Origin of the sequence: Sulfitobacter alexandrii (assembly GCF_001886735.1) — a bacterium.
GTDB classification, from domain to species: Bacteria; Pseudomonadota; Alphaproteobacteria; order Rhodobacterales; family Rhodobacteraceae; genus Sulfitobacter; species Sulfitobacter alexandrii.
The window spans coordinates 389,781-405,433 of record NZ_CP018076.1; the positions used below are offsets into that span (position 1 = coordinate 389,781).

Annotated in this window: 22 protein-coding genes; 10 read left to right on the forward strand and 12 right to left on the reverse strand. The window is 62.1% G+C overall.

Annotated features, from left to right (window positions below):
- The first annotated feature begins 43 nt into the window (after positions 1-43).
- The 3 genes from rpsG to tuf all read left to right on the forward strand — a co-directional run bounded on the left by rpsG (position 44) and on the right by tuf (position 3,986).
- The gene (rpsG, locus tag BOO69_RS01950) at positions 44-514 is read left to right on the forward strand and encodes a 30S ribosomal protein S7 (protein WP_067928015.1); all 471 of its coding nucleotides are present in this window, start codon (positions 44-46) and stop codon (positions 512-514) included.
- A 76-nt stretch (positions 515-590) separates the two neighbouring features.
- Positions 591-2,714, forward strand: a complete 2,124-nt coding sequence (gene fusA / locus BOO69_RS01955) for an elongation factor G (protein WP_071969819.1) — start codon at positions 591-593, stop codon at positions 2,712-2,714.
- 96 nt (positions 2,715-2,810) lie between these two features.
- A complete protein-coding gene (gene tuf, locus BOO69_RS01960) occupies positions 2,811-3,986 on the forward strand; it encodes an elongation factor Tu (protein ID WP_071969790.1) in 1,176 nt (391 codons plus the stop codon).
- 219 nt (positions 3,987-4,205) lie between these two features.
- Here tuf and BOO69_RS01965 read toward each other — a convergent pair whose 3' ends face one another.
- The 11 genes from BOO69_RS01965 to BOO69_RS02015 form a co-directional block, all read right to left on the reverse strand.
- Positions 4,206-4,550, reverse strand: coding sequence for a type II toxin-antitoxin system death-on-curing family toxin (locus BOO69_RS01965; RefSeq protein WP_071969821.1), 345 nt, complete (start codon positions 4,548-4,550; stop codon positions 4,206-4,208).
- A 365-nt stretch (positions 4,551-4,915) separates the two neighbouring features.
- On the reverse strand, positions 4,916-5,329 hold the full coding sequence (gene rplP, locus BOO69_RS01970) for a 50S ribosomal protein L16 (protein WP_071969823.1): 414 nt from the start codon (positions 5,327-5,329) through the stop codon (positions 4,916-4,918).
- 11 nt (positions 5,330-5,340) lie between these two features.
- Entirely contained in the window at positions 5,341-6,048 is a 708-nt protein-coding gene (gene rpsC, locus BOO69_RS01975; RefSeq protein WP_071969825.1) for a 30S ribosomal protein S3, read from the reverse strand.
- Positions 6,048-6,428 (reverse strand): 50S ribosomal protein L22, encoded by a 381-nt coding sequence (gene rplV / locus BOO69_RS01980; protein WP_071969827.1) that lies wholly within the window; start codon positions 6,426-6,428, stop codon positions 6,048-6,050. Before rplV ends, rpsC begins: the two co-directional genes overlap by 1 nt.
- Before the next feature lie 3 nt (positions 6,429-6,431).
- Positions 6,432-6,710: a 30S ribosomal protein S19 gene (gene rpsS, locus BOO69_RS01985; RefSeq protein ID WP_071969830.1), complete on the reverse strand. Its 279-nt coding sequence runs from the start codon at positions 6,708-6,710 to the stop codon at positions 6,432-6,434.
- 2 nt (positions 6,711-6,712) lie between these two features.
- Complete coding sequence (gene rplB, locus BOO69_RS01990) at positions 6,713-7,555, reverse strand: 50S ribosomal protein L2 (protein ID WP_071969832.1); 843 nt, start codon at positions 7,553-7,555, stop codon at positions 6,713-6,715.
- Positions 7,556-7,919: 364 nt separating this feature from the next.
- Positions 7,920-8,216: a 50S ribosomal protein L23 gene (locus tag BOO69_RS01995; RefSeq protein ID WP_071969834.1), complete on the reverse strand. Its 297-nt coding sequence runs from the start codon at positions 8,214-8,216 to the stop codon at positions 7,920-7,922.
- A complete protein-coding gene (gene rplD, locus BOO69_RS02000; protein ID WP_071969835.1) occupies positions 8,213-8,830 on the reverse strand; it encodes a 50S ribosomal protein L4 in 618 nt (205 codons plus the stop codon). The genes BOO69_RS01995 and rplD overlap by 4 nt, the downstream gene beginning before the upstream one ends.
- Entirely contained in the window at positions 8,827-9,699 is an 873-nt protein-coding gene (gene rplC / locus BOO69_RS02005) for a 50S ribosomal protein L3 (RefSeq protein WP_083545422.1), read from the reverse strand. Before rplC ends, rplD begins: the two co-directional genes overlap by 4 nt.
- Before the next feature lie 13 nt (positions 9,700-9,712).
- The gene (gene rpsJ, locus BOO69_RS02010; RefSeq protein ID WP_025050499.1) at positions 9,713-10,030 is read right to left on the reverse strand and encodes a 30S ribosomal protein S10; all 318 of its coding nucleotides are present in this window, start codon (positions 10,028-10,030) and stop codon (positions 9,713-9,715) included.
- 198 nt (positions 10,031-10,228) lie between these two features.
- Complete coding sequence (locus BOO69_RS02015) at positions 10,229-10,798, reverse strand: hypothetical protein (RefSeq protein WP_237267546.1); 570 nt, start codon at positions 10,796-10,798, stop codon at positions 10,229-10,231.
- 211 nt (positions 10,799-11,009) lie between these two features.
- Here BOO69_RS02015 and BOO69_RS02020 point away from each other — a divergent pair, with 211 nt between their 5' ends.
- A complete protein-coding gene (locus BOO69_RS02020) occupies positions 11,010-12,683 on the forward strand; it encodes a coiled-coil domain-containing protein (protein ID WP_071969838.1) in 1,674 nt (557 codons plus the stop codon).
- A 75-nt stretch (positions 12,684-12,758) separates the two neighbouring features.
- On the opposite strand, the gene BOO69_RS02025 is transcribed toward BOO69_RS02020, so the two are convergent.
- On the reverse strand, positions 12,759-13,379 hold the full coding sequence (locus tag BOO69_RS02025) for a 2OG-Fe(II) oxygenase family protein (protein ID WP_071969839.1): 621 nt from the start codon (positions 13,377-13,379) through the stop codon (positions 12,759-12,761).
- A gap of 182 nt (positions 13,380-13,561) precedes the next feature.
- Here BOO69_RS02025 and rpmC point away from each other — a divergent pair, with 182 nt between their 5' ends.
- The 6 genes from rpmC to rpsN all read left to right on the forward strand — a co-directional run bounded on the left by rpmC (position 13,562) and on the right by rpsN (position 15,646).
- Complete coding sequence (gene rpmC, locus BOO69_RS02030) at positions 13,562-13,765, forward strand: 50S ribosomal protein L29 (protein WP_071969841.1); 204 nt, start codon at positions 13,562-13,564, stop codon at positions 13,763-13,765.
- A gap of 11 nt (positions 13,766-13,776) precedes the next feature.
- The gene (gene rpsQ, locus BOO69_RS02035; RefSeq protein WP_071969843.1) at positions 13,777-14,016 is read left to right on the forward strand and encodes a 30S ribosomal protein S17; all 240 of its coding nucleotides are present in this window, start codon (positions 13,777-13,779) and stop codon (positions 14,014-14,016) included.
- A 69-nt stretch (positions 14,017-14,085) separates the two neighbouring features.
- Positions 14,086-14,454, forward strand: a complete 369-nt coding sequence (gene rplN / locus BOO69_RS02040) for a 50S ribosomal protein L14 (RefSeq protein ID WP_067296687.1) — start codon at positions 14,086-14,088, stop codon at positions 14,452-14,454.
- Positions 14,454-14,765: a 50S ribosomal protein L24 gene (gene rplX / locus BOO69_RS02045; RefSeq protein WP_071969845.1), complete on the forward strand. Its 312-nt coding sequence runs from the start codon at positions 14,454-14,456 to the stop codon at positions 14,763-14,765. Before rplN ends, rplX begins: the two co-directional genes overlap by 1 nt.
- Entirely contained in the window at positions 14,758-15,321 is a 564-nt protein-coding gene (gene rplE / locus BOO69_RS02050; protein WP_071969847.1) for a 50S ribosomal protein L5, read from the forward strand. The genes rplX and rplE overlap by 8 nt, the downstream gene beginning before the upstream one ends.
- Positions 15,322-15,340: 19 nt before the next feature.
- Positions 15,341-15,646 carry a 30S ribosomal protein S14 gene (gene rpsN / locus BOO69_RS02055; RefSeq protein WP_071969849.1) on the forward strand — a complete coding sequence of 102 codons (306 nt, stop codon included), beginning with the start codon at positions 15,341-15,343 and terminating at the stop codon, positions 15,644-15,646.
- Positions 15,647-15,653: the final 7 nt, after the last annotated feature.

The window sequence follows — 15,653 nt, forward strand, 5'->3', positions numbered from 1 at the left end:
TGCGCACGAACTGCGCACCACCCGCATAAAGGAAGACAGAGACATGTCACGCCGCCACGCCGCTGAAAAACGCGAAGTCCTGCCAGACGCCAAGTACGGTGATCTGGTCCTGACCAAGTTCATGAACAACCTGATGATCGACGGCAAGAAATCCGTCGCCGAGCGGATCGTCTACAACGCGATGACCCGCGTCGAGGACAAGATCAAGCGTGCCCCCATCGAGGTGTTCCACGAAGCCCTGGACAACATCAAACCCTCCGTCGAAGTGCGTTCGCGCCGCGTCGGTGGTGCCACCTACCAGGTGCCGGTCGAAGTGCGCCCCGAGCGCCGTGAGGCCCTGGCGATCCGCTGGCTGATCAAGGCAAGCCGGGCCCGCAACGAGAACACCATGGAAGAGCGTCTTGCCGGTGAGCTTCTGGACGCCGTCCAGTCCCGCGGCACCGCCGTGAAAAAGCGCGAAGATACCCACAAGATGGCAGATGCCAACAAGGCCTTCAGCCACTACCGCTGGTAATACACCCGAAGATCGGGGCGCGGATCCGCCGTGCCCCTGACACTCCTTAACGCAAGACCTCTGAGGACACTTCCCAATGGCACGCGACTATCCGCTTCAACGCTACCGCAACTTCGGCATCATGGCGCACATCGACGCCGGCAAGACGACCTGCTCCGAGCGCATCCTGTTCTACACCGGCAAGAGCCACAACATCGGCGAAGTGCACGACGGTGCCGCCACGATGGACTGGATGGAGCAGGAGCAGGAACGCGGGATCACCATCACCTCCGCCGCGACCACGACCTTCTGGCAGTGGCAGGAAGACCCGACCAAGGAAGGGACCGACGACACCAAGTTCCGCATGAACATCATCGACACTCCCGGCCACGTGGACTTCACCATCGAAGTCGAGCGTTCGCTGGCTGTGCTTGACGGTGCCATCTGCGTGCTGGACGCCAACGCCGGTGTGGAGCCCCAGACCGAGACCGTCTGGCGTCAGGCCGACCGGTACAAGGTGCCGCGGATCGTGTTCGTCAACAAGATGGACAAGATCGGCGCCGACTTCTTCAACTGCGTCGCGATGATCGAAAGCCGGACCGGTGCCAAGGCCGTTCCGATCGCCATGCCGATCGGCGCCGAGAACGAGCTGGAAGGCATCATCGACCTGGTGACCATGGAAGAGTGGACCTGGAAAGGCGAGGACCTGGGTGCATCCTGGACCCGTCAGCCGATCCGCGACAGCCTGAAGGATCAGGCCGACGAATGGCGCGCCAAGCTGATCGAGAACGCCGTCGAAATGGACGACGACGCGATGATGGAATACCTGGAAGGCAACGAGCCCGACATCCCGACCCTGCGGAAACTGATCCGCAAGGGCACGCTGTCGCTGTCCTTCGTGCCGGTTCTCGGCGGTTCCGCGTTCAAGAACAAGGGCGTGCAGCCGCTGCTGAACGCCGTGGTTGACTATCTGCCCAGCCCGCTGGACGTTGTGGACTACATGGGCTTCGCGCCGGAAGATGAAACGGAAACCCGGAACATCCCGCGCCGCGCGGACGATTCCATGCCGTTCTCGGGCCTGGCGTTCAAGATCATGAACGACCCCTTCGTGGGTTCGCTGACCTTCACCCGCATCTATTCGGGCGTGCTGAAGAAGGGCGATACCATCCAGAACTCGACCAAGGGCAAGAAAGAGCGCATCGGCCGCATGATGATGATGCACTCGAACAACCGCGAGGAAATCGAAGAGGCTTTCGCCGGCGACATCATCGCGCTGGCCGGTCTGAAGGACACCACCACGGGGGACACGCTGTGCGACCCGAAAGAGCAGGTGGTTCTGGAAACGATGACCTTCCCCGATCCGGTGATCGAGATCGCGGTCGAGCCGAAGACCAAGAACGACCAGGAAAAGATGAGCCAGGGCCTGGCGCGTCTGGCAGCGGAAGACCCGTCCTTCCGGGTGGAGACCGACATCGAGAGCGGTCAGACCATCATGAAGGGCATGGGCGAACTGCACCTCGACATCCTCGTCGACCGCCTCAAGCGGGAGTTCAAGGTCGAGGCGAACATCGGTGCGCCGCAGGTTGCCTACCGCGAGACCGTCAGCCGCGAGGCCGAGATCACCTACACCCACAAGAAACAGTCGGGTGGATCGGGCCAGTTCGCCGAGGTGAAGATGATCATCACCCCGACCGAACCGGGCGAGGGCTTCTCCTTCGAGAGCCGCATCGTCGGCGGTGCCGTGCCCAAGGAATACATCCCGGGCGTCGAAAAGGGGATCAAGTCGGTCATGGACTCCGGTCCGCTGGCGGGCTTCCCGGTCATCGACTTCAAGGTGGCGCTGATCGACGGCAAGTTCCACGACGTGGACTCCTCGGTGCTGGCGTTCGAAATCGCCGCACGGATGGGGATGCGCGAAGGCATGAAGAAGGCGGGGGCGAAGCTGCTCGAGCCGATCATGAAGGTCGAAGTGGTGACGCCCGAGGAATATACCGGCGGCATCATCGGTGACCTGACCTCGCGTCGGGGCCAGGTGCAGGGGCAGGATACCCGTGGCAACGCGATCGCCATCGATGCCTTCGTGCCGCTGGCGAACATGTTCGGCTACATCAACACCCTGCGGTCCATGTCGTCGGGTCGGGCGAACTTCACCATGCAGTTCGACCACTACGAAGCCGTGCCGCAGAACATCTCGGACGAGATTCAATCCAAATTCGCCTGAGCCTTCGGGTTTGGGTCACCCCGGCCTCCGGGCCGGGACCTTCACTTCAAATGCGCCGGGGCTGCCCGGATAAAGACCACATAAAGGAGCCACACCATGGCAAAGGCAAAGTTTGAACGTACGAAACCGCACGTGAACATCGGCACGATCGGTCACGTCGACCACGGCAAGACGACGCTGACGGCGGCGATCACGAAGTACTTCGGCGATTTCCGGGCGTATGACCAGATCGACGGTGCGCCGGAAGAGAAGGCGCGCGGGATCACGATCTCGACCGCGCACGTTGAGTACGAGACGGAGAACCGTCACTACGCGCACGTCGACTGCCCCGGCCACGCGGACTACGTCAAGAACATGATCACGGGTGCGGCGCAGATGGACGGCGCGATCCTGGTGGTGAACGCGGCCGACGGCCCGATGCCGCAGACGCGCGAGCACATCCTGCTGGGCCGCCAGGTGGGCATCCCGGCGATGGTCGTCTACATGAACAAGGTCGACCAGGTGGACGACGAGGAGCTGCTGGAGCTGGTGGAGATGGAGATCCGCGAGCTGCTGTCGTCCTACGAGTATCCCGGCGACGACATCCCGGTGATCCCGGGCTCTGCGCTGGCGGCGATGAACGGCGAGAACCCGGAGATCGGCGAGGAGTCGATCAAGAAGCTGATGGCGGCCGTGGACGAGTACATCCCGACGCCGGAGCGTGCGGTTGACCAGCCGTTCCTGATGCCGGTCGAGGACGTGTTCTCGATCTCCGGCCGTGGCACGGTTGTGACCGGCCGCGTGGAGCGTGGTGTGATCAACGTGGGCGACGAGATCGAGATCGTCGGCATCCGCGACACCAAGAAGACGACCTGCACGGGCGTCGAGATGTTCCGCAAGCTGCTGGACCGCGGTGAAGCGGGCGACAACATCGGCGCGCTGCTGCGCGGGATCGAGCGTGAAGGCGTGGAGCGCGGCCAGGTGCTGTGCAAGCCCGGTTCGGTGACGCCGCACACCAAGTTCGAGGCCGAAGCCTACATCCTGACCAAGGAAGAGGGTGGCCGTCACACGCCGTTCTTCGCGAACTACCGTCCGCAGTTCTACTTCCGCACGACGGACGTGACCGGCACGGTGAACCTGAACGAAGGCACCGAGATGGTGATGCCCGGCGACAACGTGAGCTTCAACGTGGAGCTGATCGCGCCGATCGCGATGGAGCAGGGCCTGCGCTTTGCCATCCGTGAAGGCGGCCGGACCGTCGGCGCGGGCGTCGTGTCGAAGATCACCGACTGATACCGTGGCGCGCCCGCAAGGGCGCACCGCCGCGTGCAGAAACAAGCAAGGGCCGCCCCAGGGGCGGCCCTTCGCGTTTCGGGGGGAAGGTCTAGGGGCCATCCGCCAATCGGGCCTGATGGGGTCTATTGCAGGCCTGCGGGGCGGAGCAGACAGGGCAGGAGGGCAGGGGATTGGGCGGGAAAAGCGTGTAGATTGTAGTGGGCAATCAGTGGAACTTTAGCTTGCGGGGACTATTCGACTTTCTAACCAAAGCCTGATTTCTGGAAATCCAAGCGCATTACTTGCAACGGCGACGACGAAATCATCAACCGGTTCATCATCCGAAACATCAAGCGTATAGCCGCTTCGTTCAATCAGCAGCTCTACCAAAATCCAGGCTGTGCGCTTGTTGCCGTCTATGAACCCGTGATTGCCAACCATGCTTTCCAACAGCGCAGAAGCCTTTGCCGCGATGGAATGATGATATCCGGAGTAAGGCCTCGATATTGCTGACTGTATGAGGTGAAGACTGGAAACGCCATCACGACCACCATAGGTCAGTGCTTCATCGTGAGCGGTCAACGCGTCAGCGAGTGTTACCCGTAATGGCGTCTACCGATCCGCCAGTCGCTGCAACGCAACGCCTCGCTTGCTGGAGACCTCCTTGATCGTCTTAACCGTTTTCGGGTTACTTTTCGACGTATATGTGTTCGTCCCGACTGCAATCAACCTACCGTCTTTTGCGTCGCGGGAGATCCAGCCCCCTTTTACAACGGTTTTTTTGGTGTTGTTCGCCATGTTCTCCACTCACACACTAAGAGGCGCTCATTGCTATATATCATATGGGAGGTATCGCTGCGCAAGTGGCTGGAACGAAGGTAGGCAAATAGAAAGCCCCCGCTGTATCGACAGCGGGGGCTTCCTGTCTCTGGATCTTCAGAGAAGACTTACCAGTCTTCCCTGACAACAACGCGTGTCTTGATCGGCAGCTTCATCGCGGCGAGGCGGAGCGCCTCGCGGGCCACGTCGTCACCGACACCGTCGATTTCGAACATGATCCGGCCCGGCTTGACCTTGGCTGCCCAGAAGTCGACGGAGCCCTTACCCTTACCCATACGTACTTCGACGGGCTTGGAGGTCACCGGGACGTCCGGGAAGATACGGATCCAGACGCGGCCCTGACGCTTCATGTGGCGCGTCATGGCGCGGCGTGCCGCTTCGATCTGACGTGCTGTCACACGCTCGGGCTGCAGCGCCTTCAGGCCGTAGGTGCCAAAGTTCAGGTCGGACCCGCCCTTTGCCATGCCCTTGATCGAGCCCTTGAACTGCTTGCGGAATTTCGTCCGTTTTGGCTGTAGCATCTATCTGCTCCTTACCGGCGACCGCCGGCACCGCGAGGTGCTGGGCCGTCTTGAAGTTCCTGGTGCTTGCGGTCGCGGGCGCCCGGGTCATGCTCCATGATCTCGCCTTTGAAGATCCAGGTCTTGATCCCGATGATGCCGTAGGCGGTAGACGCCTCGACATGGGCGTAGTCGATGTCCGCGCGCAGGGTGTGCAGCGGCACGCGACCTTCGCGGTACCATTCCGTCCGGGCGATCTCGGCACCGCCGAGGCGGCCTGCGAGATTCACGCGGATACCCAGGGCACCCATGCGCATGGCGTTCTGAACCGCACGTTTCATGGCACGGCGGAAAGATACCCGGCGTTCCAGCTGTTGCGCGATGCTCTCACCCACAAGTGCGGCGTCCAGTTCGGGCTTGCGGACCTCAACGATGTTGAGGTGCAGTTCCGAGCTGGTCATCTTGGCGATCTTCTGGCGCAGACCTTCGATGTCCGCACCTTTCTTGCCGATGATGACACCGGGGCGTGCCGTGTGGATCGTCACGCGGCACTTCTTGTGCGGACGTTCGATGATCACGCGGGCCACGCCGGCCTGCTTGCACTCTTCCTTGATGAAGGCGCGGATGGCCAGGTCTTCCAGCAGCAGATCGCCGTAGTCCTTCGTATCGGCGTACCAGCGGCTGTCCCAGGTGCGGTTGACCTGCAGGCGCATGCCGATCGGGTTTACTTTGTTACCCATTATGCTTGCTCCTCAACTTGACGCACGACGATGGTGACTTCGGCAAACGGCTTCATGATCTTGCCGAACCGGCCACGGGCACGCGGGCGACCGCGCTTCATGGTCAGGTTCTTGCCGACATAGGCTTCGGCCACGATCAGCTCGTCCACGTCCAGGTTGTGGTTGTTCTCGGCGTTGGCGATGGCGGACTGAAGGCATTTCTTCACGTCCACTGCGATCCGCTTCTTGGAGAAGGTGAGGTCCGTGAGGGCCTTTTCCACCTTCTTGCCGCGGATCAGCGCGGCGACGAGGTTCAGTTTCTGCGGCGACGTCTTCAGCATGCGCAGCTTGGCGCGCGCTTCGTTGTCTGCCACGCGGCGGGGATTCTTATCCTTGCTCATGGCTTACTTCCGCTTTGCTTTTTTGTCTGCGGCATGACCGTAGTAGGTCCGTGTCGGGGAATATTCACCGAACTTCTGACCGATCATGTCTTCGCTGACGTTGACGGGAATGTGCTTGTGACCGTTGTAGACGCCGAACGTCAGGCCGACAAACTGCGGGAGAATCGTGGAACGGCGCGACCAGATCTTGATCACTTCGTTCCGGCCGCTTTCACGCGACGCTTCGGCCTTCTTGAGGACGTAAGAGTCGACAAACGGGCCTTTCCATACTGAACGAGCCATGCTTAACGCCCCTTCTTCCTGGCGTGCCGCGAGCGGATGATCAGCTTGCTGGACGCTTTGTTCCTGTTGCGGGTCTTGGCACCCTTGGTCGGCTTGCCCCACGGCGTCACCGGGTGACGACCACCAGAGGTCCGGCCTTCACCACCACCGTGCGGGTGGTCGATCGGGTTCATCACCACACCACGCACGGACGGGCGGATGCCCTTGTGACGCATGCGGCCCGCCTTGCCGTAGTTCTGGTTGGAGTTGTCGGGGTTCGACACGGCACCGACGGTGGCCATGCATTCCTGACGCACCAGGCGCAGTTCGCCGCTGCTCAGACGAATCTGGGCATAACCGCCATCGCGGCCGACGAATTGGGCGTAGGTGCCTGCGGCACGGGCGATCTGACCGCCTTTGCCGGGTTTCATCTCGATATTGTGGACGATCGTGCCGATGGGCATCCCAGCGAAGGGCATTGCGTTGCCGGGCTTGATGTCGACCTTCGCGCCTGCGATGACCTTGTCACCGATGGCCAGACGCTGGGGCGCTAGGATATAGGCCTGCTCGCCGTCTTCGTACTGGATCAGGGCGATGAAGGCTGTCCGGTTGGGGTCATATTCGATCCGCGCGACGACGGCGGACATGTCCAGCTTGTTGCGCTTGAAATCAACGATGCGGTAGAGGCGCTTTGCACCACCACCTGTACGACGCATTGTGATCCGTCCGGTGTTGTTCCGTCCGCCGGATTTTGTCAGACCCTCGGTGAGGGCTTTGACCGGGCGGCCTTTCCAAAGCTCCGAACGGTCGATCAGTACCAGCCCACGCTGGCCCGGCGTCGTCGGTTTGTACGACTTGAGTGCCATGTTGTCTGTCTTCCGTTTAGCTGTGCGCCACCCCGTGGGGCGGCTATGGTGTGAAGGGCCCCGAAGGTCCCCGATGGTGTGTCCAAGGCAGGTCTCGCAACCCGCTTTCGAACAAAGACAGAGCCCCGGACGAATCCGGGGCTTTGCCGATGGGCTCGTGTAGGGGATGGGAGGCGGGGGGTCAAGGGCAACCGCGTGAAACAGGGGCCAATAACAGATGCGTCTGGCACGGCGATGCGCCAGATGCGATCCGCCTGGATTATCGTCGGAGCGGATTGCAAGCGCGCCGTTCGGCAAGCCTGCCTCAATGGCAAAAGGCCCCCGCAATGCGAGGGCCTTTCGAATTCAGCTTGGACCGGGCGCTTTACAGACCCGTGGTCACGTCGATCGTGTTGCCTTCTTCCAGCGTCACGTAGGCCTTCTTGACGTCTTTGCGCGTGCCGATCTGGCCGCGGAAGCGCTTGACCTTGCCCTTGGTGATGGTCGTGTTCACGGCCTTCACCTTCACACCAAAGAGCGCCTCGACGGCTTCCTTGATCTGCGGCTTGTTGCTGTTCATCGCCACTTCGAAGACGACGGCGTTGCTTTCGGACGCCATGGTCGCCTTTTCGGTGATGATCGGCTTGCGGATCACGTCGTAGTGTTCGTGCTTGGCGCTCATTTCAAACGGGCCTCCAGTGCTTCGACACCCGCCTTCGTGATCACCAGGGTGTCACGCTTGAGGATGTCATAGACGTTAGCACCCATGGTCGGCAGCACATCGAGACCTTCGATGTTGCGGGCCGCCTGGGCGAAGTTTTCGTTGACCGATGCTCCGTCGATGACCAGCGCGCGCTTCCAGCCCAGAGAGCTGATCTGCTTGGCCAGTGCGGCGGTCTTGCCCTCGGCGATCGCCTCGTCGATGATGACCAGCGCACCCGCTTTCGCCTTGGCGGACAGCGCGTGGCGCAGGCCCAGCTTGCGGAATTTCTTGGTCAGCTCGTGACCGTGGCTGCGCGGCACGGGGCCCTTGTAGATACCACCCTTGCGGAAGATCGGCGCGCCGCGGTCGCCGTGGCGTGCGCCGCCGGTGCCCTTCTGGCGATAGATCTTCTTGGTCGAGTAGCTGACCTCGGAGCGACCCTTGGTCTTGTGGGTGCCCTGCTGCGCGTTGTTGCGCTGCCAGCGGACGACGCGGTGCAGGATGTCGGCGCGCGGCTCAAGGCCGAACAGGGCCTCGTCCAGGTCTACCGAACCGGCTTTGCCACCGTCGAGTTTGATGACATCGAGTTTCATGCGTCACCTTCTTTCTTGTCTTCGTCAGCGGCCGGTTGCTCGGACCCGTCGGCTGCGATTTCCTCTTCGGCTGCCTTCAGCGCTTCGGCTTCCTGAGCGGCCTGCTCTTCGGCAAGGCGCTTGGCTTCGGCCTCTGCTTCGGCTGCGGCGGCGGCTGCGGCTTCTTCGGCTGCCTTGGCGGCCTCGTCAGCGGCGGACTTCAGCGCGGCGGGCAGGATCGCGTCGTCGGGGAACGGCTTCTTGACCGCGTCCTTGACGGTGACCCAGCCACCCTTGGAGCCGGGGACGGCGCCCTTGACCATGATCAGGCCACGCGCGCTGTCGGTCTTGATGACCTCGAGGTTCTGCGTGGTGACACGGGCGGCACCCATGTGACCGGCCATCTTCTTGCCCTTGAACACCTTGCCGGGGTCTTGGCACTGACCGGTGGAACCGTGCGAACGGTGCGAGATCGACACGCCGTGCGAGGCGCGCAGACCGCCGAAGTTGTGGCGCTTCATCGCACCGGCAAAACCCTTACCGATCGAAGTGCCGGCAACGTCAACGTACTGACCGGCGAAGTAGTGGTCGGCGATGATTTCCTCGCCCACCGCGATCAGGTTCTCCGCGTCGACGCGGAATTCGGCAACCTTGCGCTTGGGTTCGACGGAAGCGGCGGCAAAGTGGCCGCGCATCGCCTTGGAGGTCCGCTTGACCTTCGCGGTGCCCGCGCCGAGTTGAACGGCGGTGTAGCCGTCCTTTTCAGCGGTGCGTTGTGCGACGACCTGCAGCTTGTCGAGTTGAAGTACGGTGACGGGAATCTGACGCCCGTCTTCCATGAACAGCCGGGTCATGCCGACTTTCTTAGCAATAACGCCTGAGCGCAACATGATCTTGCCCTCCTTACGATTGCAGCTTGATCTCGACGTCCACGCCAGCGGCGAGGTCGAGCTTCATCAGCGCGTCCACGGTCTGGGGGGTCGGATCGACGATATCCAGCAGACGCTTGTGCGTGCGGATCTCAAATTGGTCACGGGATTTCTTGTCGACGTGGGGGCCACGCAGAACGGTGAATTTCTCGATCTTGTTCGGCAGCGGAATGGGGCCGCGAACGGAAGCGCCCGTGCGTTTGGCGGTGTTAACGATTTCCTGGGTGGAGCTGTCAAGCACCCGGTAATCAAACGCCTTCAGGCGAATGCGGATGTTCTGGCTTTGAGCCATGTGCATATCCCTTGTCTCTGGGATGTCAACGGATTGGAGGACGGCGCTCATCGCTCGCCCTCGTCGCGTCTTGGTGTGTAAACGAAACGGGGCGCGTGTGGACGCCCCCCGACTCGGTGCGCGTGCTATAGGGGATGCGCGGAAACCACGCAAGGGGGGAGTTGGGCCGGCCCGGTGCGCGGCCCGCCCGGGGAAACGTCAGTCCTGACGCCGCAGCAGGGCGCTGATCTCCCGACTGACCTCGCCATCCCGGATCCGGCGGAACAGCAGGTCCAGCCCGCCTTCGGCCAGCGTGCGGTGGTATTCCTGAACCTCGTAGTCCCCGGTGGGATCGATGAACAATGAGAAGACCGACAGCGTGTCGTCCTCGATCCGCGCCCAGACGAATGGTTCGCCCTGCAGCGGGTCGAGCGGCGTGGCCTTGCCGAAAAGGTTCGTCTTCATCGCGGATTGATAGATGCCCTCACGCGCCGTCGGCACGAAGGCGATGGTGTAGGTCTTTTCCTTGCTCTGCCCGTCTTCGCGCAGGGTGGCGGTTGTCCAGCTCAGGACGAAGCCGTCGTCGTCTGCCGGCTGGATCGTCACGCTCAGATCCCGTTGCAGCACCTCGTCGCCCACCGTGATCTCCGTCTCGCCCTCGAACGCGCCGAGGAACGGGTCGATCTGCGCCGCCCGTCCGGCAGCCGGGAGCAGCACGATGCAGACACAGGTCAGAACCGCCAGCAACAGGGCAGGGGCGACTCGGTGGGGCAGGCGGAAATACATCATGACGTCATCATACAGTGATTGGCGCGGCGCTGTCAGGAGGCATTCTTTCACACGCTGACCGCGTCGCGCCGTCCGCGGGAGGCACTGCCGCCGAACGCCCGACTTTTCCGCGACGCCCGGAATTCGGTGGAACCGTTCCCGCCACTTTGGCGTTCCACAGATTATATTGGCATCATTTCATGGCCCGACGGGGCCGACAGGGGGCTCAAACATGGCTGACAGCAAATCATCGTGGAACAAGGAACTGGTGGCGGTCGGTGCGGTGGCCGTTCTGGGGTGGGGGACGGCACTGTATTTCGTGACCGAAAATTCCCAATCCGACCGGACCATCCAGCGGCTGGAGAGCGACATCACCCAGCGGGAAAACGCCGAAAGCACGATGGAAGATCTGCGTGCGCAGATTGCCAGCCTCGAACCCGAGGTGGAGACCCTGCAGGGCGAACGCGATTCGGTTCAGGGCGAGATCGACACGTTGCAGCCGCAGCTTGAAGAGCTTCAGGCGCAGCAGGCGCAGGTCGAAAACGACGTCGCCACCCAGCAGCAGCGCGCGGACGAGTTGCAGGCCCAGCTTGACCCGATGCGCGAAGAGATCGCCAGTTTCGAAGAGCGCCGCAGCGAACTCACCTCGGAAATCGATTCCCAGTCGCAGGAACTGAACGACGTCAACGCCCGGCTCGAGGAGGCCCGGGCTGAGGAAGCAAAGGTTCGTGAGACACTGGCGTCGCTGACCGACGACAGCGCGCGGATTTCCGAAGAAGTCGCGAACGCGGAAGCCAAGATGCAGGAACTGACCCAGCAGGAGAACGAACTGCGGGATCAGGTCGCGTCGATGGAGAGCAACATTGCCGAGATGGAGCAGCGTCAGCAATCCCTGACCTCCGAGATCGATCGCATGACGCAGGAACGCACCGCGCTCAGCTCCGATGTGGAGAAAGCCGAGGCGCAGCGGCAGGAGATCCAGAAGGTCGTCACCGAGCTGACATCGAACGTCGAGGAGCGGTCGAACGCGTTGCTCGAGATTGAACAGCGCATCAGCGACCTGCAGGGGCAGGACGTTGCGACCAGCGGTGAAGGCGGGGCCGACGCGAAGGTGGCCGAAGGCGAAGATGCCGCCAGTGGCCAGTCCGGTGAGGAAACAGATCGGCAGACGGCGAGCGAGGAACAGCAAGGCGACGCGGCAGCCGGTGATGCACAAGCCGAAGCTGGCTCGGACCAGCAGGGCGATGCGCAAGACGGCTCGGAACAGCAGGGCGACGCGCAGGCCGATCAGCAGGGCACGCAAGGCGACGCCGCTTCAGCTTCTGCTAATGACGCCCAAGGTACAAGCGACGCCGACGCGGCTGCGGAGTCGGAAGGCGCAAGCGACAACGCCGCTGCCGACGAGAGTGCGCAGACCGAGGACGACACGGCGCGCCAGAGCGGCCAGACCGAAGGTGAGGACGACGCAGCGGCAACCGAAGGTCAGAACGACGCAGCGACAGCTTCAGGTGCCGAAGGCGAGAACCAATCGTCCGATACGACCGAGGCAAGCGAGGGGTCCAGCCAGACCGGCAACCAGAACGCGGAAACCGGCGAAGGCGACGAAACCCAAGCTGCATCCGGAGCGGACGGTCAGACCGACAGCATGACCGAAGGTGAAGCCGACACGTCGGAAGCATCGCAGGATGACGCGGCCAATACGGATGCAGCGCCTGCGGGCGAAAACGCGACTTCCGGCGCCGACGCCGGCGCGACCGACAACGCAGAGCAGTCCGAGGCGAACGCCGATGGCTCCGACCAGAGCGAAACCGCGGAAGGTGACGAAGCCGACGCCGAAACGCAGGAGGAAGACGCCGACGCGCAGACGGAGTCGTCGGGCGAAACGCAGCGTCAGACCGATAACTGATCCTGCCGCCAGTCTGTCAGGAAACCAGAAGATCGCCCCGTCGGTACCGGACCGGCGGGGCGTTTTCGCGTCCGGTCAGCCCCAGCTGTAGTTGAAGCTGACGGAAATGCGGTCTTCTTCGGACATGTTCATCGGCACCTCGTGCCGCAGCCAGCTTTCCCACAGAAGCACGTCGCCCACCTTGGGGGCGACATAGGCGAAGGTGCGCATCTCCGGCCGGGCGTCCTTTATCCGTCCGGGGGCGGCCATCATCATCGACAGGCGCGGGTCTTCGAACCTGATCGCGCTGGCCCCGTCCGGCATGGCGACATAGGTCGTGCCGGAAATCACCGAATGGGGGTGCAGGTGGCCGGTGTGGATGCCGCCCTCCGGCAGGATGTTGATCCACAGGTCTTCCAGCTTGAGCGTCTTGCCATCGAGGTCGAATTGCAGATCCTCGGCAAAGGCGGCGACATGTTTGTCCAGCGCCGTGACCAGATCCTTGAAGATCGGAAAGCGGTAGGGCAGGTCGGTCAGGGACGCGTAGGAGGTGTAGCCGGGATAGCCGTTGTCCTCCGACCACTGCTGCCCCGCCTCGTCATCCTCGGCGATGGAATAGCACGAGGCCTCCATCTCGTTCGGGTCGATGGCGGGCCCATGCGCCGACAGGGCGGCATGGTATAGGCGGGTCACAAAAAGGGATCTGATGTCTGTCATGCGCGCTGGTTATCCCACCGCGACGCCCAAGGCGAGGGGATATGACCGCGAAACCCTTGGAATCCGACAAGGGGGGTTGCGTTACGAAGGCTGCCGGCGTATTGGCACCCCTCATCATGAACTCCACCAGAATCATGGTAACCCCCCTGGGGCCTACTGGTGATGTTGAAAGGAGCGCGTCAATGAACGCCAAGGAACTGCATGACAAGACGCCGGATCAGCTCCGGGACGAGCTTGTCACCCTGAAGAAAGAAGCCTTCAACCTGCGTTTCCAGCAGGCCACCGGCCAGCTGGAAAACCCCGCGCGGCTGCGCAGCGTCAAGCGTGACGTCGCCCGCGTGAAAACCGTGTTGAACCAAAAGGCCCAAGCGGCCGCTGCGGAATAAGGAGAGCACCCATGCCCAAGCGTATCTTGTCCGGTGTCGTGACCTCCGACGCAAACGAACAGACCGTCACCGTTTCCGTGGAGCGCCGCTTTACGCATCCGGTTCTGAAGAAGACCATCCGCAAGTCCAAGAAGTACCGGGCCCACGATGAGAACAACACATACAAGGTGGGCGACTCCGTGCGCATCATCGAATGTGCGCCGAAGTCCAAGACCAAACGCTGGGAGGTGCTGCAGGTCGCTGACGCCTGACGCGCCAACCGTTAATCGAAACCCTGGGGACAAGGCACGCATCGCCCCCCAAAGGTCGGGAGAAACCAAATGATCCAGATGCAGACCAACCTGGATGTTGCTGACAACAGCGGCGCGCGCCGCGTTCAGTGCATCAAGGTTCTGGGTGGTTCCAAGCGCAAGTATGCGTCCGTGGGCGACATCATCGTCGTCTCGGTCAAGGAAGCCATCCCCCGCGGTCGTGTGAAGAAGGGCGACGTCCGCAAGGCCGTCGTCGTGCGCACGGCCAAGGAAGTGCGACGCGACGATGGCACCGCCATCCGCTTCGACCGCAACGCCGCCGTCATTCTCAACAACAACAACGAGCCGATCGGTACCCGGATCTTCGGGCCGGTGGTTCGCGAGCTGCGCGGCAAGAACTTCATGAAGATCATCTCGCTCGCGCCGGAGGTGCTGTAATGGCTGCCAAACTTCGCAAAGGTGACAAGGTCATCGTTCTGGCCGGCAAGGACAAGGGCAAGACGGGCAACATCCAGTCCGTCGATCCGAAGTCCGGCAAGGCCGTCGTGGAAGGCATCAACATCGCCATCCGCGCCACACGCCAATCCCAGGAAAGCCAGGGCGGCCGCATCCCCAAGGCGATGCCGATCGACCTGAGCAACCTCGCCATCGTCGATGCCAACGGCAAGGCGACACGCGTTGGCTTCAAGATGGAAGGCGACAAGAAAGTGCGCTTTGCCAAAACCACGGGGGACGTGATCGATGCTTGATACCGCAAACTACACACCCCGTCTGCTGAGCGTTTACCGCGACGAGGTCCGGGCAAAGCTGAAGGAAGAATTCGGCTACAAGAACGACATGATGATTCCGCGCCTCGACAAGATCGTGCTGAACATCGGGTGCGGTGCCGAAGCCGTGCGTGACAGCAAGAAGGCCAAGAGCGCGCAGGAAGACCTGACACGCATCGCCGGCCAGAAGGCGCTGACGACGGTGGCCAAGAAATCCATCGCCGGCTTCCGGGTGCGCGAAGACATGCCGCTGGGTGCGAAAGTGACCCTGCGCGGCGAGCGCATGTACGAATTCCTGGATCGTCTGATCACGATCGCAATGCCCCGTATCCGCGACTTCCGCGGCATCTCGGGCAAGTCTTTCGATGGCCGTGGCAACTATGCCATGGGTCTGAAAGAGCACATCGTGTTCCCCGAGATCGACTTCGACAAGGTCGATGAGACCTGGGGTATGGACATCGTCATCGCCACCACGGCGAAAACCGACGCAGAAGCGAAAGCATTGTTGAAGCACTTCAACATGCCTTTCAATTCGTAAGCGCGGGGAAGGATTAGATATGGCTAAGAAATCCATGATCGAGCGCGAGAAGAAGCGCGAAGCACTGGTCAAGAAATACGCAGCGAAGCGTGCCGCGCTGAAGGACATCATCAGCGACGAGAGCAAGCCGATGGAAGAGCGTTTCCGCGCCTCCCTGAAGCTGGCGAAACTGCCCCGCAACTCCAGCGCCGTGCGCCTGCACAACCGCTGCCAGCTGACGGGCCGTCCGCACGCCTATTACCGTAAACTGAAAATCTCGCGTATCGCGCTGCGTGATCTCGGCTCCTCGGGCCAGATCCCCGGCATGGTCAAGTCGAGCTGGTAAGGAGCGC